This is a genomic window from Vreelandella hamiltonii, assembly GCF_014651795.1.
Taxonomy (GTDB): domain Bacteria; phylum Pseudomonadota; class Gammaproteobacteria; order Pseudomonadales; family Halomonadaceae; genus Vreelandella; species Vreelandella hamiltonii.
This window is the reverse complement of the sequence record NZ_BMXO01000004.1, coordinates 84792-105343: the sequence shown is the minus strand read 5'-3', so window position 1 is coordinate 105343 and position 20552 is coordinate 84792. Positions and strand designations below refer to the sequence as shown.

The 20552-nt window shown below is 55.6% G+C and carries 16 protein-coding genes; 12 read left to right on the top strand and 4 right to left on the bottom strand.

Features of this window, described 5'->3' with window-relative positions; translation table 11 throughout:
* Nucleotides 1-26 precede the first annotated feature (26 nt).
* Nucleotides 27-416 (bottom strand): ester cyclase, encoded by a 390-nt coding sequence (locus IE061_RS06275; RefSeq protein WP_022522627.1) that lies wholly within the window; start codon nt 414-416, stop codon nt 27-29.
* A 99-nt stretch (nt 417-515) separates the two neighbouring features.
* Between IE061_RS06275 and IE061_RS06270 the strand changes: the two genes are divergently transcribed.
* Nucleotides 516-863, top strand: a complete 348-nt coding sequence (locus IE061_RS06270) for a zinc ribbon domain-containing protein YjdM (RefSeq protein ID WP_044628442.1) — start codon at nt 516-518, stop codon at nt 861-863.
* A 456-nt stretch (nt 864-1319) separates the two neighbouring features.
* Here IE061_RS06270 and IE061_RS06260 read toward each other — a convergent pair whose 3' ends face one another.
* Entirely contained in the window at nt 1320-2213 is an 894-nt protein-coding gene (locus IE061_RS06260) for a LysR family transcriptional regulator (protein ID WP_044628443.1), read from the bottom strand.
* 147 nt (nt 2214-2360) lie between these two features.
* Between IE061_RS06260 and IE061_RS06255 the strand changes: the two genes are divergently transcribed.
* The 11 genes from IE061_RS06255 (at nt 2361) to IE061_RS06210 (ending at nt 14074) form a co-directional block, all read left to right on the top strand.
* On the top strand, nt 2361-3587 hold the full coding sequence (locus tag IE061_RS06255; protein WP_058578241.1) for a YbfB/YjiJ family MFS transporter: 1227 nt from the start codon (nt 2361-2363) through the stop codon (nt 3585-3587).
* Nucleotides 3587-4189: a glutathione S-transferase family protein gene (locus tag IE061_RS06250; RefSeq protein ID WP_044628445.1), complete on the top strand. Its 603-nt coding sequence runs from the start codon at nt 3587-3589 to the stop codon at nt 4187-4189. Before IE061_RS06255 ends, IE061_RS06250 begins: the two co-directional genes overlap by 1 nt.
* A gap of 198 nt (nt 4190-4387) precedes the next feature.
* Entirely contained in the window at nt 4388-5044 is a 657-nt protein-coding gene (locus IE061_RS06245; protein ID WP_228168538.1) for a carbon-nitrogen hydrolase family protein, read from the top strand.
* 222 nt (nt 5045-5266) lie between these two features.
* Nucleotides 5267-5587, top strand: a complete 321-nt coding sequence (locus tag IE061_RS06240) for a DUF427 domain-containing protein (RefSeq protein WP_044628446.1) — start codon at nt 5267-5269, stop codon at nt 5585-5587.
* A 194-nt stretch (nt 5588-5781) separates the two neighbouring features.
* Nucleotides 5782-6573, top strand: a complete 792-nt coding sequence (locus IE061_RS06235) for a sigma-70 RNA polymerase sigma factor region 4 domain-containing protein (protein WP_044628447.1) — start codon at nt 5782-5784, stop codon at nt 6571-6573.
* 10 nt (nt 6574-6583) lie between these two features.
* Complete coding sequence (locus IE061_RS06230) at nt 6584-7132, top strand: hypothetical protein (RefSeq protein ID WP_152621766.1); 549 nt, start codon at nt 6584-6586, stop codon at nt 7130-7132.
* Nucleotides 7119-10523 carry an ATP-dependent helicase gene (locus IE061_RS06225; RefSeq protein ID WP_193461260.1) on the top strand — a complete coding sequence of 1135 codons (3405 nt, stop codon included), beginning with the start codon at nt 7119-7121 and terminating at the stop codon, nt 10521-10523. Before IE061_RS06230 ends, IE061_RS06225 begins: the two co-directional genes overlap by 14 nt.
* Nucleotides 10524-10604: 81 nt before the next feature.
* Nucleotides 10605-11519 carry a multiubiquitin domain-containing protein gene (locus IE061_RS06220; RefSeq protein ID WP_044628450.1) on the top strand — a complete coding sequence of 305 codons (915 nt, stop codon included), beginning with the start codon at nt 10605-10607 and terminating at the stop codon, nt 11517-11519.
* Entirely contained in the window at nt 11516-12922 is a 1407-nt protein-coding gene (locus tag IE061_RS06215; RefSeq protein WP_044628451.1) for a ThiF family adenylyltransferase, read from the top strand. The genes IE061_RS06220 and IE061_RS06215 overlap by 4 nt, the downstream gene beginning before the upstream one ends.
* Nucleotides 12919-13287, top strand: a complete 369-nt coding sequence (locus IE061_RS18290; protein WP_353956170.1) for a DUF6527 family protein — start codon at nt 12919-12921, stop codon at nt 13285-13287. The genes IE061_RS06215 and IE061_RS18290 overlap by 4 nt, the downstream gene beginning before the upstream one ends.
* Nucleotides 13288-13432: 145 nt before the next feature.
* Nucleotides 13433-14074, top strand: a complete 642-nt coding sequence (locus IE061_RS06210; RefSeq protein ID WP_152621767.1) for a hypothetical protein — start codon at nt 13433-13435, stop codon at nt 14072-14074.
* A gap of 195 nt (nt 14075-14269) precedes the next feature.
* On the opposite strand, the gene recD is transcribed toward IE061_RS06210, so the two are convergent.
* Together recD and recB are read right to left on the bottom strand one after the other, a co-directional pair.
* Nucleotides 14270-16615 (bottom strand): exodeoxyribonuclease V subunit alpha, encoded by a 2346-nt coding sequence (gene recD / locus IE061_RS06205; RefSeq protein ID WP_193461259.1) that lies wholly within the window; start codon nt 16613-16615, stop codon nt 14270-14272.
* A complete protein-coding gene (gene recB, locus IE061_RS06200) occupies nt 16612-20427 on the bottom strand; it encodes an exodeoxyribonuclease V subunit beta (protein ID WP_193461258.1) in 3816 nt (1271 codons plus the stop codon). Before recB ends, recD begins: the two co-directional genes overlap by 4 nt.
* Nucleotides 20428-20552: the final 125 nt, after the last annotated feature.

Here is a 20552-nt window from a genome sequence, read left to right as displayed (position 1 = left end):
TTTGTTAATGGAGATAACCACAACGTTTAACCAAGCTGAGCCTCAATCGCGGCTTTATCAATGACCGACCAGACCTCCCTAATCTTGCCATCGCTAAACAGGTAGAACGCGTTTTCGCAAAACGTCACGTTTTTGCCATCCACCGCAAGGCCAAGGAAGCTACCTTTGGGTGTGACATCGAATCGCAACCTGCACGCGACATGGGGTGAATCAACGGCCAAAAGCTCAATGTTAAAGTGAAGATCCGGTATCTGCTCGTAATCGGCTTCCAGCATGGCGCGATAACCATCAAGCCCTAGGCGCCTGCCGTTGTGGTGGACATCGTCATGCACGAACTGGTCAAGGTTCGTCCAGTCTTGATTATTGAGGCAGGTGATGTAATCACGGTAGGTTGCTTCCAGGTCACGTTTGTTCATCCTGGTTCTCCTTTCTTGGGCAGGCGTGAAGGCATTCGCCAAGGGTATACAGGCTCAGTATCATAAGCAGCCTAAACCAAACCACAGAAGTCATCATTCATGTCGTGCCCACCTTGCCCCCATTGCCAATCCGAATTCGTCTATCAGGATCAAAGCCTGTTCATCTGCCCCGAATGCGCTCACGAATGGAACCCTTCTGAGGCTGAGGCAGAAGAGACCGTGACGGTAAAAGATGCCCACGGCACCCTGTTAGCGGAAGGCGACAAGGTAACGATGATCAAAGACCTCAAGGTCAAAGGCAGCTCATTGGTACTCAAGGTGGGCACCAAAGCGGTTATCAAGCGGCTCTTGGATAGCAAGAATCACCAACTGGACTGCAAGGTCGACGGCGTCGGCGACATGATGGTGACGGCCCATTTTGTGAAGAAGGCCTGCAGGAGCCAGTAGGCATCAGTAGCATTTGTTGGGATAGTGGCAGTTATAGGTATTAAGTATTTAAGCCGTGAGTTGGATTCCTGGGCCCAGGCTCAAGCAGATAGCGGAGGCAATCAAAAATATTTAAAAGGACACGCGATGTATTTGCAGAAAATGGCATAAACCGCAACATTCACGGTAACCCAAGGTAACCTATAAAAGTATTTTCTACGTACCTAAAAAAGGTAGTCACCATGTCAGCCACGATGAGCAAAGATGACGCGCACAAGCTAATTGAGCAACATTCCTGTGAATGCCACCTGGGAAGACCTTATGCATGAGATCTACATCCGGGAGACCATCGAAAAGGGCATGGCAAATAGCCAAGCGGGTAACATTACGAGTGTGGCGGATATTCGCAAGAAATACGGCTTGCCTGAATGAATGTGTTTTGGACAGCAACGCTATAGCGTATTGTCGCTACCCCATTCACGACGCAGTCAACTGAAGTTCATCCTCCACCACCGCATCACGCAACGTCTCAGCGAAGCTTGCCAGGGCGGGTGTCCAGGTTTCTGGTTCGGGGGCGACAAAATAGGTATCTATATTGGCGATGGACGCGGGCAGTGCCAGCGTGTGAATCCCGAACCGGTGCTGGTGGGCTTCAACCGTGCCACGGGGGAGCACCGTGTAACCCATTCCGGCAGCAACGCAGCCAAGCATTGCGTCCAGTGAACCAAACTCGAAGATCCGACCTGCATTGACACCCTGGGAGGCCAGCAGCAGCTCGATACGCTGGCGGTAGCTGCATCCCTGGCGAAACGCCAAGAAGGCAGATGTCAGCAGCGCTTGTGAAGAGGGCATCTTCGTCATCGGCGCAGAGCCGACTAATACAAGCTGCTCGCTAAACGCTTTGAGCGAGTGGTAGCGGCCATGCTCGAGCCGACCGGCCACGAAAACACAGTCCACCTGCCCGTTAAGCAACAACTCGACCAACTCAGCCGTAGGCCCGGTCTTGATCTGGATATCAACGTCAGGCTGCGCTGCGTGGTACGCCGCTAGTATCGGCGGAAGGCGCAACGCCGTCGTGGTCTCCATGGCGCCGATGCGCAGCCGCCCACACGCCTTCTCCTGGCCTTTGAACAGCGACACCGCTTCATCGTGGGCCGACAGCATGCGCTCGGCGTACTCCACCAGCGCCAACCCGGCACTGGTAGGGCGAACCCGCCCCGCACGGTGAATCAGCTGTACGCCTAACTCCTCCTCGAGCTTTTTAATGTGGGTGGTCACATTGGATTGCACCGTGTGCAGCTGCTTGGCCGCCGCACCAAAGCTGCCGGTGTCGGCCACGGCCACGAGCAGTCGCAGCGATTTAAGTTGCACGCGCCGTCTCCCTGTCAGGTTATCTATAAACAAGATAGTAGCTATCAAAACTAATCGTTTCTAGAAATAATTCCTCGCGCGTAGTCTGGCGATGTACCAACGTGCTGACGACCCCACCAAAGGGTGGCACAAAAAGGAATTGGCGTGATGAAGCGAACACTCACTACCCACGATCTGCCCGCGCTGATGACAGGCATAATGGCTACCCTGGCGGCGATTGGCATCGCACGCTTCGCCTATACGCCGCTATTGCCTGCGATCATTCAAGAGGGTTGGTTCACCGCGAGCCAAGGCGCTTACCTGGGGGCCGCCAACCTGCTGGGATATTTTATCGGCGCACTCGCCGCCCACTCGCTGAGTGAGCGCTTTTCTCCTCGCATGGTGATGGCCGCAAGCTTCGCGGGTATCGCGCTCAGCTTTGTGCTCTGCGCCGGGGCGGGTGGTTTTCTATGGTTCTTCTTCTGGCGGTTGGTCTCGGGGATTGCCGGGGCCATCTTGATGGTCGTTGGACCCTCGCTGGCGCTGGCAGCCACGCCCCCTGAAAGGCGAACGCGTGTCGGCGCCATGGTATTTACCGGTATTGGCTTTGGTGCACTGCTTTCGGCTTTCATCGTACCGTTACTCCTAGGGTTAAGCCTCTCCGTCACCTGGGGCACGCTTGGGCTGCTGTGTATTGCCGCTGGCCTTTTGTGCGACTGGGGAATAGCGCACTTGGCCTCACCGATCACGGCTAGCCCAAGGGGGAATAGTCCCATACGGGGTGCGGGTGTAAAGATAATCGTTATGTTGGTGGTGGGCGCTTACGCCCTGGATGCGATTGGCTTTGTGCCGCATACCGTGTTCTGGGTGGACTATCTCGCCAGGGAAAACGCCCTGGGCAATCAAGCAGCTTCATTGCAGTGGGGTATCTTCGGGTTGGGCGCCCTGTGTGGGCCGTTCATGATAGGCGCACTGGCGCATCGAGTGGGTTGGCAGGGGGGCTTGATGATCGCCTTTGCGGCAAAGGCCGCCGCCGTCTTACTGCCGGTGTTCTCGCTTGCACTGCTCAGCCAGTCGGTTTCCTCGTTTATGGTAGGGGCTATGATCCCCGGCATTGTGGCCCTCACCTCTGGCCGCCTTGCTGAGCTGGTAGGGCCAGCCGCCCACAAGAAACTCTGGGGGCAAGCCACCGCCGCTTTTGCTGCCGCCCAGGCAGTAGCAGGCTATGCCATGTCGGCGCTTTATGGCACTTGGGGCAGCTACGCGCCACTGTTTGCCATCAGCGGCCTTATCCTCGTCGCTGGCTTTTTGCTGGTGCTGCTTAGCCGTGGCTTACAGCAGCGCCACACGGATCCTTCTGCCCAACAACCTACAAAGCACTACAGGAGTCAATAATGGAACTCTACTTAAACGCAACCTCGCCCTATGCTCGCCTTGTGCGCATCGTATTACTGGAAAAAGGCCTGGCGGACACCGTGACGCTGAAGTGGTGCGACCCTTGGGCAGACGATGCCGAACTCTTAAAGGCCAACCCCGCCGGGCGTATTCCCGCGCTGGTAACGGAGGAGGGCACCACGCTTAGCGAATCAATGCTGATTGCCGTTTACCTGGATAGCGTTAGCCCCAACCCGCCAATGCTGCCAGCAGCCAGCCGGGGGGATGTGCTGCACCTAGCCGGGCTGGGCCAAAACCTGATGGATGCCGCGTTCACGACCGTGATTGCCAGAAAGCATTATGGCAACGAGATTGACGAGAGCGAGCTGGGTCAGCGCCGTTCGCGAGCCATTCAGCGGCTGCTTAAACAGCTGAACAATGAGCTTGGCGAAAAACAGCAGGCCTCAAACGTTAACCTGGGCGAAATCGCCATTGCGGTCGCGCTGGATTATTTGGCATTCAGGCTGCCAGAGGTGAACTGGAAAGAAGAGTATCCGCGGCTTCTGGCATGGCATGCGGGTGTGACTGCACGTGGAAGCTTTCAGGAAACTGCATTCGTTTAGCCAAGCGTACGCTAATATCCAGGCTGCTAATATCGCCTCGCGACTGCGGGGTGATATCGTCGGGTCAACCATCCCCAAGCTGCTTTTGTTTTTGGCCGATAAGCGGTATTTACCTTGTATGGCAAAAAACCGATAAAGGCACGGTGGGAGGTGGCTTTAGCCCGCGACCCTTCCAGCACCCAGCCAGCGAAGCAAAAAATGACAACCACCAAACCAGCCCCCATCACCATTGCACTCGCCCAACTGGCGGTTAGCAAAGCAGCGGTAGACGACAACCTACAAATGCACCTAACTTGCATAGAACGCGCCGCCGCGCTGGGGGCCAACGTGGTGGCCTTTCCCGAACTCTCGCTCACCGGTTACGAGCTGGCGCTACTCAGCCAACTGGCCATGCCCCGCGACGATGCCACCTTTGCCGTCCTCACCGCCGCTGCCGTCGCCAATAACACGGTAGTAATAGCAGGCTGCCCACTGCACAACCCTAACGGCAAACCCCACATCGCAGCGGTGATCTGCTTTCCCAACGGCGAACATACCTTCTACCTAAAACAGCACCTTCACGAAGGGGAAGATATTTACTGTGCCCCCGGCTGTGAGAGCGACCTGATAAACGTTAACGGCACACGCATCGCCCTGGCCGTATGCGCCGACTTCACCCACCCAAGCCACGCCGCTACCGCCGCCGCCCAACAAGCGGACGTATATCTCGCCAGCGCGCTGATCTCCCCAAGCGGCTATGCAAAAGATGCCGAGCTACTTTCCGCCATCGCAAAGCGCCACCAACTGTCGGTACTGCTTGCCAACCACGTTTCTACTACGGGCGGCTGGCAAACCTGCGGTAATAGCGGTAGCTAGAATACAGCAGGGGAGCTAACCGTTAAGGCCAACGGCACCCAGACCAGCTTAGTGCTGTGCCGCATTCACTGCGGTGTATTAAGCGGTGGCGTAAAAGTGATGACTCACCTACAACCCAAAGCATCCATTACCGACTAAAAGTTAAGCTCCCAAGGTAGGCTTAACTTATTTTTACTGCTAGTCTCGAAGCACTAGAGCGAACAACGCCGCAGGGACAACACGATGCAGAATGCACGCATAACGCTTCACTCAAGCAAGCAGCGCATGCAAGTGCGGGTGGGTGGCATTCTGTTAGCTGACTCTACCAATACATTGGAACTTCGCGAACACGGCTACCCGCCACGCCACTACTTCCCACGTGAAGACGTGCGGATGGACTTACTTACCACTTCGGAAACGATCACCCATTGCCCGTTTAAAGGGCATGCGGTGTATTTCTCGCTGGGTGAGCGGCGGGATATTGCTTGGAGTTATGAGGAGCCGATAGAAGGTGTGAGGGCTATTGCTGGAAGGGTGGCGTTTTATGAGGAAGTAAGCGAATGACGCTTTGCGACTCAAAGCTGACGTATATTGACCTGTAAGTATTGACTACGTCTAGATTTCAAAGACTTACATGCATTTAGCCTTGAGTCAACCAAGTTGAGCGAGATTCATGATTTTAACCAGATCAAAATGTTAATAAAATTATCTGCTTAGGAACTCTGTTCGATTCCCACTTGAATATGGATGTCGATTAAGTGAACGATACAATCAAAATACCACCTTTGCGCAAAGCTAAGCTGGATGGTCAGCTATACTGCCGTCGCCAACCGATAGAAAACATGCTGGTCGAAATTGCGAGCGTATCACTCGAAGTTTTCACAGAACGTGCGCGCATCCTTGATCGACGTTCGCCAGATTACATACCTTCGGAAGTTCTAGTTCATTGGGTTCGGCAAACCCGACATCACAAGTCTGACGCTCAATTTAACGTTCTGTACCCACTTCTAGAACAGCGGATTCGTCATGCTTGCCCGAAGAAGGAAATTCGTGGTGGCAGGTATACAGATCTTCAGGAGTACGTTCTTGAGCGCGTAGTTAAGCTCCTGCTTTGCGACAGATCAAACTACGAGGAAAAGCTTGATATTTACGAAGTGGTCTTTGACCGAACAATTGCAAGTCTTCGTGCCAGTGCTTTTCGGCATGGTTTTGCCAAAGACGTACCACTGACACCAATTGAGTATGACGAAAGTGGTGAAGTCACAAGTGAAGTAGAGGAGAGCCTGAGTCAGTACCAGCCAGGAGGTATGACACAAGAGGAGGAATTTACTTACCGGTTTCAGCTGCGTGCTGCGATTGACTCCCTCCCAAAGGATGAAAGAAGACTAATTGATATGGAAGAAGCAGGCTATTCTGACCAAAGTGAAGATCCAGAAGTACATACGATTGCAAAGCTACTTGGTCGTACACCAAAGACAGTTCGGGCAATGCGTAAGCGTGCTTATCAAAGAATCCGCGAACGCCTCTGCATTGAGGTGCAAGATGACTAATGACATTAACATGGAAGACATACTCGATGAGCTTACAATGGAAGAACCTCTGAATCATGCGGTTCTTAAGAGCTATATCGACAGATACCCCAGCTTGGCATTGGAATTGACAGACCTTTACCATGAGTTGGCATTGACGGATGCGCGAAATGATATACAAAGCGTGCAGCTGAAAACACGGCACTTAGCTCCCGCAACAGCAATTGGCCGTAATGGGATTGAGGAAGCACTGGCTGGCGATAAACTCCGATCTTTGGCTCGGAAAGTTGGTTTGCCTAGAGACTTCTTTGCTGGCTTTCGGGACCGCAAAGTTCGGCTTGGCTCTATACCTGAGCCAGTTGTAACAGGTTTAGCCCGAGAACTGGGTGTTGCGGTTCACGCTTTGGTTGACTTCTTGCGGAGTCAACCTCGGACGAGCATAGGTTTTGCTTTCAAGGCTGATGGAAAGCCAGACGAAGGGGCTGTGCTTGAGTATAACGAGTTTCTTGATAGTCTAGGTTTGAGTGATCAGGAAGAGCGCGCACTAGATCGGCTCTGCGAAGTAGATGGACGTAGCTGAGTTTGCTCGACAACGTGCAGCCGCGCTGCATGATGATCTCGTCTGCGCAGGATATGATCCAGCGCAGCCGTATACATTCGTCTTGGCGGAAGCTGCTAGGCGGGATATCGAGGTTCGAGGGTATCCACCAGGACACGCCATGCTCAATGGTGGTCGAGCGCTTTATGACCCTGCTGGAACCATTCGACACGAACGTACAGGCGATGAGTTTCTGGATGCATTTTTCGTTGCCCATGAGATTGGACACGCCGAGCTCGGTGGGCACGTGGGCATCACGACGAGCTCAGAGATTGATCCTACCCGCCCATCAGACGGCGGTGCCTCTGGTGCCGAACGAGCTGTTGATTACAGCCGGAAAGCTCGACAGGAAGTGCAAATGGACCTATTTGCGCGAGAGCTTCTGTTTCCACGAGCGCTTGCTCGCCGCTGGTATCTCGAAGAAGGACTTTCCGCTCAGGCAATAGCGGAAAAGCTTCGGGCTCCTTACGATATGGTCGCGGTCCAGATATTTGATGCAATCTGGCTTCCCACAGTCGCAGAAGCGAAAGTGTCAAAAGGCGATCATCCGAAGCCATTAAACGCCGCACAAAACCGCGCTGCATGCCACCGTGGCGGGCCTTTGTTGGTGCGAGCGGGACCCGGCACTGGGAAAACTCAGACGCTCATAGGCCGGCTGGCCGCGCTAAGGGACTCTGCGGTTGAGCCATCTTCCATACTTGTCCTGACATTTTCTAATAAATCTGCCGGTGAAATGGCGGACAGAGCGCTATCCGCGTGGCCAGAGGCGGCAGGGGAACTGACTATCGGCACCTTCCACTCATTTGGACTGGACATTCTTCGGCGTTTTCATGAGCGAGCGTCACTGCCGGCTGAACCGAGGCTGCTCGATACAGCCGAATCTGTCGCCTTGTTAGAGAATGAATTTGTTCGGCTGAATCTCCAACACTTTAAGGAGTTACATGATCCGACAGATATTCTTAGGGACCTGCTAGCTGCAATTTCCCGTGCCAAAGACGAAGTGGTCGACCACCAAGATTATAAAATACTTGCTCAATTGACATACGGCTCGGCTCAAAACGATGAAGAACGCATTCATGGCGAGAAGTGTTTGGAAATTGCCCAGGTGTATGAGGCATATGAGTCCCTTAAAGCCAAGCATGGTGCGGTCGATTTCGGTGACCTGGTATCTCGTACCGTTAGGCTTATCGAGACGGATGCAGATGTGTGTGGGCAGCTATGCTCACGTTACTCCCATGTCCTTGTCGACGAATACCAGGATGTCAATCGAGCAAGTGTCCGGTTATTGAAGGCGTTGAAGCCTGACGGGCAAGGCCTGTGGGTTGTGGGGGATGCCAAACAGTCGATTTATCGTTTTCGTGGTGCCTCATCAATCAATATTGCGCGATTTGAGACCGACGACTTTCCTGGTGGTCAGACAATGGGGTTGACGGTTAACTACCGTTCTTTCCAAGAGGTTTGCGATGCTTACGCTGGATTCGCACGTGCAAATATGAGAGCTGCCGAAGCTGGATTTCAGTCGGAGGCATACCGGGGCCCATCCGGCCAAAAGCCCATTTTTGTGCGTGTAGGTACGAAAGACGACGAACTAAATGAGCTTGCTGCTCGGATTACCGCTTGTAAGGACAGCGGAATCACCTACAAGAATCAGGCTGTCCTCTGTAAGTCCAATGATCGGCTGGCAGAGGTGGCTGCTAGTCTTGAAGCGCAAAACGTACCCGTCCTGTTTCTGGGCCCTCTTTTCGACCGGCCAGAAATCAAAGAAGCGCTCTCGCTACTTTCTCTTCTCGTCGACCCGCGTGCGATAGCACTCATAAAGGTTGCGACAATTCCTGAGTTTTCAGTGCCATTGCACGACGTTGTGGCCGCTGCAAAGGCCTTGGCTGATGCCTCTCCCCTTGAGCCGCTCGCCTGGCGCGTCTTACTTCCTACAGGTGGCGCAATTTCGTCTGAAGGTGCAAGCGGGTTTGCCGCTCTTGCGAAGGCGTTTAATGGGCTTAAGCCCGAGGCAACGCCTTGGAGGGCTTTCGCTTCGCTTTACCTTGATCGTACTCGCCTTGCAGCCCGATATGCACATGGCCTGACCGAAAAAGAGCCTTTGTCTGCGATCGCATTGTGGCAACTGCAAAATTTTCTGAGATCGACATATATTGAGCGGCGTGGTTACCCAGTTGGTGACCTGCTGGATCATATTCGTCGACTCGTCATTTTGTCGGACGAGAGAGACTTGAGGGATCTTCCCGTGGCCGCTCAATCCCTTGATGCTGTCCGCCTTTTGACGATTCATAAAAGCAAAGGGCTTGAGTTCAAGGCGGTGCATATGCCCTCACTGTCTGCCGGTTCATTGCCTCAATCCGCCAATCAAATTCGGGCCTTGTCGCCCCCAAATGGATTAATTGGTGGGGAAGGTATTCGGGGCCTCGATGCACTTAAGCCTGGGCATGATGAAGAACAGGAGTGTCTCTTCTTCGTCGCTTTGTCCCGTGCAGAAGACCGCCTCTTTCTCTACGCGCCTTCGAAACAGCGAGGCGTGCAATCACGGGGAGGCGCCAAATCCCAGAAGTCGTCACCGTTTATCGACCGTCTCGGTGATACGGTGAGCATCGAAGCGCCTCTGGCTGCAAACGAAGTGCCGCCGCTTTTGTCAAGCTGCGTAGACGTCCAGTTTGAGGAGACGGTTACCTTAACGCCTGCACAACTCGCGCTCTTCGACAAATGCCCGCGCCGCTTCTTGTTCACGCACGTCCTTAAATTAGGTGGGCGTCGTACTGAAAGTGCTTTTATGCAAATGCATGCCGCTGTTCAAGGTGCAATTGATGCTCTCTTAAACGGCCCTTCGAATGAAATTCCCGACTTTGATGAGTACTGGCAGGCGCGTGGCCCGGCAGAGAACGCAAATGCAGAAGATTATGAAGTCGCTGGACGCAGGCTGTTCGACTTTTTGATTACCCTCCGAAAAAGCGACAAACCACTAGCTCTGTGCGACTTCGAAATCGACATAGGCGCGGCTAAGATAGTGGTTAAGCCTGATGATTATGTCGAAAGGAGCGACGGTCGGCTTGTATTCCGTCGCATCTGGACCGGTCGTAAGACTTCCAACGCTACCGAGTCACTCGATGCTGCAGCATACCAGTTAGCGGCTGGTCGGGATGCAGAAGTAGAGTTTGTTTTCCTTACGGATGAGGTAGCCGCTCCTATTTCACTGAGCCAGAAGAAGATAAAAAATCGCCAAGACAAGATCGTTGACGCTGTCGGTAAAATTCTATCTGGCGATTTCCCACCCAACCCCAATCGAACCTGCCCCCGTTGTCCACACTTCTTCGTTTGTGGCAATCCTCCAGATGGGCCGCTCATCAAAAAAAATCTCAACTGATTTACCGGTCTTATGGAAATGCTGCGATTAACCTTCTGAAAGCGGGGCACAGTGCCCCGCAACTACAGAAGGAAGTACCTTATGACTGATAATCCTCAAGACCAGAATGTAGATGATCTCTTTGACGCCGTTCGAGACGGACGCCCGCTCAAGCCTGGTGCCCATTTTCGGGTATTAATCGCGGATGAAACATTGGACTTCAAAAAACATATTTTTGATGACCCTATGCCTCTGGGTCGCCAGTTCATCGAAGCAGCAGGTGGTGCTCCCGTTTACGAATATACAGCGACGGCAATCCTCCCCAGTGGTGATTTCGAGGATATTCGCCTCGATGAATCCTATGATCTGCGTGGTCGTGGCGCTGAACGAATACTGGTAGCCCAAACCGACCGCAAGTTTTTATTTAAGGTTGATGACAAGGATCTCGAATGGCCGAAGCGTTTCATTTCCGGCTTCGTTGTCAAAAAACTTGCTGCTCTTGCGCCTAACTATGCGCTTTGGCTCGATGTTCCGGGCGGCCATGATCAGAAAATCAATGATGACGATCTCATCGATCTCGGAAAAACTGGTGTCGAACGTTTCATCTCGATCATTGATCATACCACTGAGGGTAAGGAGTTAATTCCATCTGGGGATCGTGTATTTCTTGAAAGCCGAGCCCTTGACTTCGAAGTCGTTAAGAGTGGTGACATGATCGGGGTCATTCTTACCGCGTACTCCTTACCGCAAGGCAAATACGACCATGATATCACTGATGTCCTGATCATCTTGCCCCCCGGCTATCCGGACACTCCGCCCGATATGTTTTATACATCACCGTGGATCAAGCTATCTGCCAGCGGACGCGAAGCTCGTGCAGCGAATGTGAACCACAATTTTGCTGACCGAGTCTGGCAGCGGTGGTCGCGTCATTGCTCGGCTTGGCGTCCTGGGGTGGATGGCCTGCAAACAATGGTAGCCCGGGTTCGTGTGGCTCTCGAAGAGGCTCGTCCATGATGATTAGCTTTGATCTCGTTCTTCAGGCGTCACACGAAATGCAGATTAGGTCGCTACTTGAAAGTTCAAACGGCCATGAGGCTGCGGCAACACTGTTATTTGGTGTCGCCGATATTGAGAAGGATCCATGGTCTGGAGTCCGGCGTCGCCGGTTTGTCAGTCACTCCTTCCAGCATATTGACCGGGGAGAGGTGGTCGACACTTCGCCGGTTCACATCACCTGGACGACAGATAGCTTGATGCTCCTCTTTGGGGAAGCCGCGCGTGAAGGATGGATTCCGGCAATTGTTCACACACATCCAGATGGGATCGCTGAGTTTTCGGAGCAGGATGATCGCAATGAGGCTGAGCTTGCCCGTACGGCAAAATTGAAGGGTACACAGGGCCTGATTAGCATAGTAATCAACAGTGATGGTGTGATGGCTGCGCGGATATGGGGCTCGCGTGATCAAGTTGAGCCGATCGAACGTTTTCTTCATTCTGGACCACGCATTGCCTTAACCTCAGCTAAAGGCAACATTGCACCTCCTGATTTTCTTGATCGGCAGCAGCTTCTATTCGGGGATACTGCAAATCGCACTCTTTCAAATCTTCGTGTAGGTGTGGTTGGAGGTGGTGGCACGGGTAGTGTGGTGCTTCCGCTGCTGATGCGTCACGGCGTCCAGCAGGCGATATTGTTCGAAAGAGATAAGGCGGAGCTTTCCAATCTTAATCGGCTTCACGGCAGCCGTCGCAAGGATGTCGTAGACAAAACGTCCAAGGCGGAAATTCATCAACGTATGGTTCAAGAAACTGACATTGGAATGAAACTTGTCACGGTCGACGCATTTGTTGGTGATACTGGCACCGTGGAGGCCTTAAAAGCTTGTGATGTCGTGTTCTCTTGCACAGATGATCACGCTGGCAGACTGATCTTGAATAGGTTCAGCCGATTCTATGGCATCCCTGTTATCGATGTCGGCCTTGCCATGCAGCGACGACCAGATAGCGGCTTTGATCTCTTTGCTCGTGTTTCAACTCTAGTCGACGGCCATCCGTGCCTGCTATGTGGTGGAAATATTGATCCGCGGCGTGCGCATGAGGAAGCTCTTAAACGCCGTGATCCGGTAGGGTATGAAGCCTTAAAACAGGAGGCCTATGTACTTGGTGAGGGAGACCCCGCTCCAGCGGTGGCTGCATTTACGACAGAGGCTGGGTGCATGGCTATAAGTGAACTCCTCGCTGCGCTTACTGGCTTTCATGGACAGTCGGGTATGCATGCCACGCGTATTAGGCGCTTTCATGCCAGTGATGATCGGTTTCCTGGCGTGGCCTCAATACCTGGCTGCCCTGCTTGCGATGATCTCAATACCCTTGGCCGTGCAGATGTCGAACCTTGTCTAGATATGGTGACCTATTTATGAAGACATTGATTATAAATACTGCGAGAAAGCTCGGTTTAATTAAGGCTGACTTCACCGCGGAGATACGTACAAAGTTACCCCCGCGTGAACAGCGTGCAGCTGAAAACTTTGTTTTGGTCTGTGACAGCGGCATATCTAAATGGGCTTCATTTCGATGCCCTGGGGGTTGCGGAGAGCGAATTGACCTTTCGCTCAACCCTCACCTGCGGCCAAATTGGAAAGTTACTTTGGACTGGTGGCGTAGACCCACTGTCGTGCCTTCAGTCCATCAACGTAACAACTGTGGGTGCCACTTTTGGATTAGAAAAGGCAAGGTAGATTGGTGCAAAGGCGGGCAACCTTCTAAAGTACGCGAACGGTTTTAGAAGCTGAGCGAGCAGTTTATTATTTTACGTTGATGCTAATCGACTCAATATGCTCCTCTTCGTAAAGTGTTCAGCACAGTAGTACCTATTTTTAATTTTAAATAACTTTTCATTGTGAAGAGTTTTGTTTTTTCTGGAGGTGTTCTTGGATAAGTATCTAGAAGCTTTAAGAGCAGCAGGTGTTGCGGATAGTATCGTTCTTACATTTGTTCTTTTTATCGTAGTTGCGCCAGTTTTTTGGAAGCTAATGAAAGAAGCTGTTTCATTAAGAAGGACTGCGCGTAAAGATAAATTAGAGGGTGTTTTCGAGGTTCTTAGTAACGAAGGAATCAACTCTCACCCGCTAAGAGTTGAGTTGGCCTTCAGAGAGCTTTTTAATATCCGCATGACATTTTTTGAGATTTCATATTTCCTCAATGATAAAAGCCCGCTATCTAGTATCACTGACTACAAATATGGGCGGAGATATATGAGTTTTGGTGAGTCAATGTCTCATCCTGTTTTGTCACGAAGCTACTGTAAGCTATGGTGGCAAGAAAAATTTTCCGTGTTTTTTTTCATGGTATCGGCGCTTATGCTTATCATGTCTCTTCTTTTTACAGCGGCTGCTATGTCTTCTGACGTTGCTGGAGACGTAGCGATAATAGGAGTCGTTTCGGTGATGGCAAGTTTGATGCTAGCTTGGTTTTGTTTAGATTCAGTACGAGCTATAAACGCGGCCGTTCGAATTGTTGGTGGATGGTCTGCGATAAGTAAAAGAGCAAGCTCTCAGAGCGATGAAAATTAAAGTGCCTGCTCAAGGATATGCACTATAAATTTTAATGCGCCCATATGTTCTTTGCGATGATCAATAGTGTTTAGTGGCGGAGTTAGCATAGAAAGATCAACTTTAAGTTATCCAAAATTAGGACTTTTAGCCCAACTTCAACAAGATGCTGAAACTTATAGCATTTGAAGCTTGTGAGGTTGAGGTGAGTTTTAATCAACCTCCAACCCCACTAACCCTAACAACCTCCCTCACCACGGCCTCATTCAACACCCCGCGTTTGGTTTCCACCACCGTGAGCCATTCGCGGGCGCGGGTGATGCCGGTGTACACCAGCTCGCGGGTCAGAATGGGGTTTAGTGTGGGCGGTAGCAGTAGCGCGGTGTGCAAGAACTCCGAGCCTTGGGACTTGTGCACCGACATCGCAAACACGGTTTCCACCGCGTGCAGGCGGGAAGGCAGCACCCAACGGATTGGATTGTCGGTGTCGCTGGCGGCACTTGATGAAGGAAAGGCGACTCTTAATAACTTCTGCTGCGGATTGCGCGGATCAGGCACCGCCATTGTAATGCCGATATCGCCGTTCATCAGCTTTAGGCCGTAGTCGTTTTGGGTGACCAGTACCGGGCGGCCTTCATACCAGCCTTTCTCTAGCGTGTAGTCACTGCCGAACAGCAGCTTTTCGCGGCGCAATGTGCTGGCGATGCGTTGGTTTAACCCTTCAACCCCCCAGGGGCCTTTGCGCAGCGCGCACAGCAGTTGGAAGTGGCTATAGGCGCTGAGCACCTCGCTGGCCCAGGCGTTAAAAGCGGTTTGGTTTTTTTCGAACGACTCGCCCCGTGGGCGCTGGGCGTGCAGCACGTTTAAATAGTGGCGGTAGCCGGTGGGCGGGGCGATGGGCTGGCTTTGGTGGTCGGTGCGGCCTTCACCGTTGCCCGCAAAGCCGCTGGGGCTACCGTGAATTACCAGCTTATCCAGCGCGGCGTCGTCACTCATCACCAAATGGTGAATATCTGGGTAGCCGTGGCGCAGCACGGCCGTGACCGCCTGCTGTTTTTCCCGATCACTTTGCGCATGGCCAGGCTGGTTAATGGCTTTCGCCAACTGGCCGATGCCGCTGTGTTCATTGAAGCGGTGGCTAACCCGCAGCATGGTAATGGCCTGGTCCAGCGGTTGGCCTGCAGGGTCGATGAACTCGGCTGGCAGCGGCTGGCCGGTGGCTTGGGCCAGCCAGTCGGCGGTGGCGGGGGTGTAGTGTGAGGCTTCCGCGCGGCGGCATAGGTCGCCGAGTACCGAGCCTGCCTCTACCGAGGCGAGCTGGTCTTTATCCCCCAGCAGAATGCACTGGGCGTGGGCGGGCAGGGCGCTGAGGGTCGCGGCCATCATTTCGATATCCACCATCGAGGCTTCGTCGATCACCAGCACATCCAGCGCCAGCGGGTTGGCGGCGCTGTGGCGGAAGTGGCGGGTATCGGGGCGTGCGCCGAGCAGGCGGTGGAGGGTGGTAACTTCCGTGGGAATCGCGATCTCGCTGGCTGTTGCCGCAGGTGAGTGTTCACTGAGTAGCGTTGCCAATTCAGCGAGCGGTAACGCATTCACCTGCCCAGCAATAGATTCGTTCAAGCGGGCGGCGGCTTTGCCGGTGGGGGCGGCTAGGCGAATGCGCAACGGCTGGCTGGGGTGCTGGGCCAGTTGCAGGGTTTGCAGCAGGGCGAGCAGGCGTACCACGGTGGTGGTTTTGCCGGTGCCGGGGCCGCCGGTAATGATGCCGAAGCGGCTGCGGGCAGCCAGGGCGCAGGCGGTTTTTTGCCAGTCTAGGCCGTTGCTTTGTTTGAACAGTATGTTCAGGGCTTGGGGGAGTAACCCAGGGTGACTGGCGTCACCCGTCGCCCAATGAATTGGCCTCCCACCTTTGCTTTCTGAGCCTGTGCTTGCTGTGTGGCTAGTGGTTGGCTCGGTTGTCAGATGATTTGGCCTCCCACTTTGGCCTTCTGTGCCCGTGCTTTCTGAGCCGGTGCTGGTGGCTTCCAGGCGTGCGGCGATGTGTTGGTGCAGGCTTTGTTCGTACTGCCAGTAGCGGCGCAGGTAGAGCCGCGTGCTGGGGGTGCCGCTGACTGAGTGAGTGGTCACTACAACCAGCGGTGTGTTACCGGGGCCTTCGCTTGTCAGCAGCGGGTGGTGCAGGGCGGCTTGCCACTCGCTAAGCGTGAGCGTGGCCAGCACGTCGCTGGGCAGCGGCGGCGGGTCGGTGAGGTCGTCCCCTTCGGGCGGTAGCGAAAGGGCGAAATCCGGCGCGTTGAGCGTGGCGTTAATATCCAGGCATACGTGGCCGCGGCCTAGCTGGTGGCTGGCTAACGCGGCTGCCAGTAGCAGCAGCGTGGGGGCGTCCGGGGCTTCACTGGCTAAAAAGCGCACCAGGGCGCGGTCCAAGTCCCGCAGCCAGCCTCGCGCTACCCAGCGTTCGCACAGGGCCAGCAGTTCCGGGGTGCTGCCGAGTGCCGGGTGGGCGCTGGCGGCATCGCCGAACATATCGAAGGTGTGGCTATCGTGTTGGCGGCTCATGCCGTGGCCTCCTGCTGGGTGGCGTGTGGCTCGCCTGCAAACAGGCTATCCAGGGCTTCGATGAGTTCAACCGGGGCGGGCTCGCCGACTACACCGCGCCCAGGGCTGCGGCTGCCGCGCAGAAATACCGTCATCGAGCCGCCCAAGTGCTGGTGCGGGTCGTAATCCGGCAGGCGCGCTTTTAACAGCCGGTGCATGGCGAGCAGGTAGAGGGCGGCCTGCAGGTCGTAGCGTTTGGCCAGCAGCGCGTGGCGTAGGGCTTCGGGTTCATAGGCGCTGTCGTTGGGGCCTAGGTAGTTCGATTTCCAGTCCAGCACGTAAAAGCGCCCCTGGTGCTCGAAGGCTAGATCAATAAAGCCTTTCAGCATGCCGTTCAGGGTGTCGGCATCCAGCGCGGGGCGCTCTACCCCTGGCAGTAAGTGCTTGCTTACCAGCGCATCAATGGCTTGGGTATTCACCCGCTTGGCGGCAAACCAGAACTCCAGCTCTACTTGATAGCTTTCTAGTTCATTCAACGCCACGCTTTGCGGGGTGGGCGCGGCCAGCGGTAGCGGTGTGGTGAGCAGGGCGCTTAGCCAGCCCGCCAGCGGTTCTTGCCATGCTTGCCAGCCACGTAGCTGCACCCGCCGCCACAGCATGTCGTTGAGGGTTTCTCTATCCTTTGCTGCAGTATCGAAACCTTGCTTGCCCGCCCACTCCAGCAGCCCGTGCAGAAAGGTGCCGGGGCCGGGGCCACGTGGAAACTTATGTAAGTGAAACGCTTCTAGCTGGGATCGTTCTTGAGATAGTTCCCGAGGTTCATCCAGTACTTCGAAGGCGGTGGCTTCCTGGGCGGTGGTGGGTTCCAGCGGTGGCAACTCCGGGGCGGTAAGCGTGCCGGAAAGCCGCAGCGCGGAGTAGCTGGCAATCCACCAGTGCTCTTTGGCGGGGCGCGTGGGCGTGCGGGCGTGGCCCAGCGCACTGTTTTGCTCCACGGTGGCAACGCGCTCTGCAGTGGGTGCGGGTGGCTGGTGAATCTGTATCTCGCTGCCTTCCACCAGTTTATCGAGTGCGTTATTGAGCGCCTCCGGTGAAAGGGCATTGCCGCCTTTTAGCAGGTAGCCCAGCGCGCTGTTCTCCAGGCCTTTCAGCGGGGCCAGCCCCAGCCAGGTGGCGTGGCGGGCGCGGGTAAGCGCGACGTAGAGTTTGCGCAGGTCTTCCCCCAGCCGTTCGCGGTCGGCGGTGGCGAGTATCGTGTCATCCGCTTCTAAGCTGAGCTGTAGGTTGCCTTCGCCGTCGTGCCAGCGCAGCGGTACGTCCTCGGCTTTGACCGGGCGGTGGTTGGCGATGAACGGCAGGAACACCAGTGGGTACTCCAGCCCTTTGGATTTGTGGATGGTGACTACTTTGACCAAATCCGCGTCGCTCTCCAGGCGCAGCTTGTGGCTGTCGCCGTGGCTTTCCGGGTCGGCAATGGCGTCAAACAAAAAGCGAATCAGCGCGTGTTCGCCGTCCAACTCGGCGCTGGCCTGTTGCAGCAGTTCGCCCAGGTGCAGCAGGTCGGTGAGCAAGCGCTCACCCTCTTCAAACTCCGCCAGCAGGCGAGCGGGAATATTGAAATCCACCATCATGCGGCGCACCAGCGGCAGCACGCCCTGGCGCTGCCACAGGCGGTGGTAGTGGCTGAACTGCTCGACTCGCGCTTCCCAGGCCAGCTCGTTCTGCTGCAGGTGGTCCAGCTCGGCAAGGCTGAGCCCCAGCACTGGGGTGGCCAGCGCGGCGCGCAGGTGCGCTTCAGCCTGGCGGGAGCTAGCCAGCGGTTCGGCGCAGGCGCGCAGCCAGCGCTCTACCTGGGCGGCCATGGGCGAGCTAAATACCTTATCGTGATCCGAAAGATACACGCTCTTCACCCCTCGGCTAGCCAGCGCTTGGCGAATGGCGCGGGCTTCCTGCAGGCCGTTTACCAGTACTGCCATATCGGAGGGCTTGAGCGGGATGAGCGTATCGTCGGTTTGAAAGCCGCTCTTGCCGTGTTGGCCTGCGCTGAGCAGTTCCGCCATGTAGGAGGCGCAGCGTTCGGCCATCTCGGTTTGGTAGGCGGTTTTGGAGAGCGGCTCGTCGGCTTCCAGCGGCCAGAGCGTCATGGCGGGCAGCGGCTGGCCTTGGTGAGTGAGCTGCTCACTGCGGCCTTTGGCCTCTACCGGCAGAAAGGGCAGCGGGTTGTTGCCGCCTTCTTCGCGGAACAGGAACGCCCCGGCCGGGTGCTCATCGGCGTAGCGGAAGCAGTGGTTCACCGCCTCTACCATGGCGCGGCTAGAGCGGTAGTTGGTGCCCAGTGTGACGTGGCGGCCTGAGGTGTCTTCGCGGGCTTTTAAGTAGGTGAAGATATCCGCGCCGCGAAAGGCGTAAATGGCCTGCTTGGGGTCGCCGATCAGCAGCATGGCGGCGTCTCGGCGGGGCTTGGCGACCTCATACACCGCGTTGAAAATACGGTACTGAATGGGGTCGGTGTCCTGGAACTCGTCGATCAGCGCCACGGGGAACTGGCGCAGTATCTGCGCGGCCAGGGCCTCTTTATTGGGGCCTTGCAGGGCGCGGTCCAGGTGGGTGAGCAGGTCGTTGGGACCCATTTCGGCGCGTCGCTCCTGCTCCCGCTCCAGGCGCACTTTGCACCACTGCACGGCGTGAATCAGCAGGTCGTTGCGCGGCTCGGGCAAGGCGTTCAGGGCGTCGGGAAGTTCGGCCAGTGCTTCCCAAACGGCGGGGCAAGGGGGCGCGCCCTCTTTCCATATTTCCGCCATGCCCTCTGGGGTGAGGCGTTTCCAGGCGGCGGGGGTGAGCGCAGGGCGGGTGGCGTCGCTGTCGCACCACTCCCGCAGTGCGCTTAGCCAGTTGGCGCGGCTTTTGGCATTGAAGCTTTGGCCTTTGAAGGCTTTGCGCTGGGCGGCGTCCTCCAGTGCGGGCACTAGGTCGTCTAGCCATGCGGGCCAGGGGGCTTTTAGCTCGGTTAGCCGTGCGTGGCGCTCAGCTTGGGCGGCGCTTAGGGTTTGCTTAGGTTCGGGGCGTGGGGCGCCCAATGCGTCGCTTTCGTGGAGCAGTTTGCGCACGTCTTGGTGTAGCTGATCGGGGGATTTCCAGTAGCCGGTGATGCTGCCCAGGGCCTCGGCGTCCAGCGGGTAGTAGAAGGTGCGCCAGTAGTCGCGGACTACCTCTTGTTCCAGCTCTTGCTGGTCGTTTTCCAGGTTGAGCGAGAAGAGGCTGCCGCTATCGAAGGCGTGCTCCCGCAGCATGCGGTAGCACCAGCTATGGATGGTGGACACGGCGGCTTCGTCCATCCACTCGGCGGCCAGCTCCAGGCGTCGGGCGCAGGCGGGCCAGGTGGCTGGGTCGTATTGGTCGCGGAGTGTTAGGAGTAAGGGATCTAGTGCAACCACCGGGGCTTCCCCGGCGGCAAGCCTACGTGGAGGCGCTGTGAACCCATCCTTGGGCGCTACATTCAACATCCCTGTTGAATGACCTCCACTACGGCTTGCCCCCGGCGCCCCTTCGCTTGTGCCCTCAGCTCGAAACACACCAGCGGCTTCCACCAGCCGGTGGCGAATGCGTTCGCGCAGTTCCTGGGTGGCGGCGTTGGTGAACGTGACCACCAGAATTTCCGGCGGGGTGAGCGGGCGTACGAAGGCGGTGTCGTCGTCGCCGTGCTGCCCGCCCAGCACTAGGCGCACGTAGAGCAGCGCGATGGTGAAGGTTTTCCCCGTGCCCGCGCTGGCTTCGATCAAACGGCTGCCGTGAAGCGGCAGCGTCAGCGGGTTCAGCGGGGCGGGCTGGCTCATTCTTCAGGCTCCAACAATAACGCGCCCCTGCTTGGGGCCTAGACTGTATGAGTGCTTCGCCACCTGCTAATCTAGCCGCCAAGCCACTCTTAGGATGCTCAGTTTACGCTACCAGCGGCTTCGGT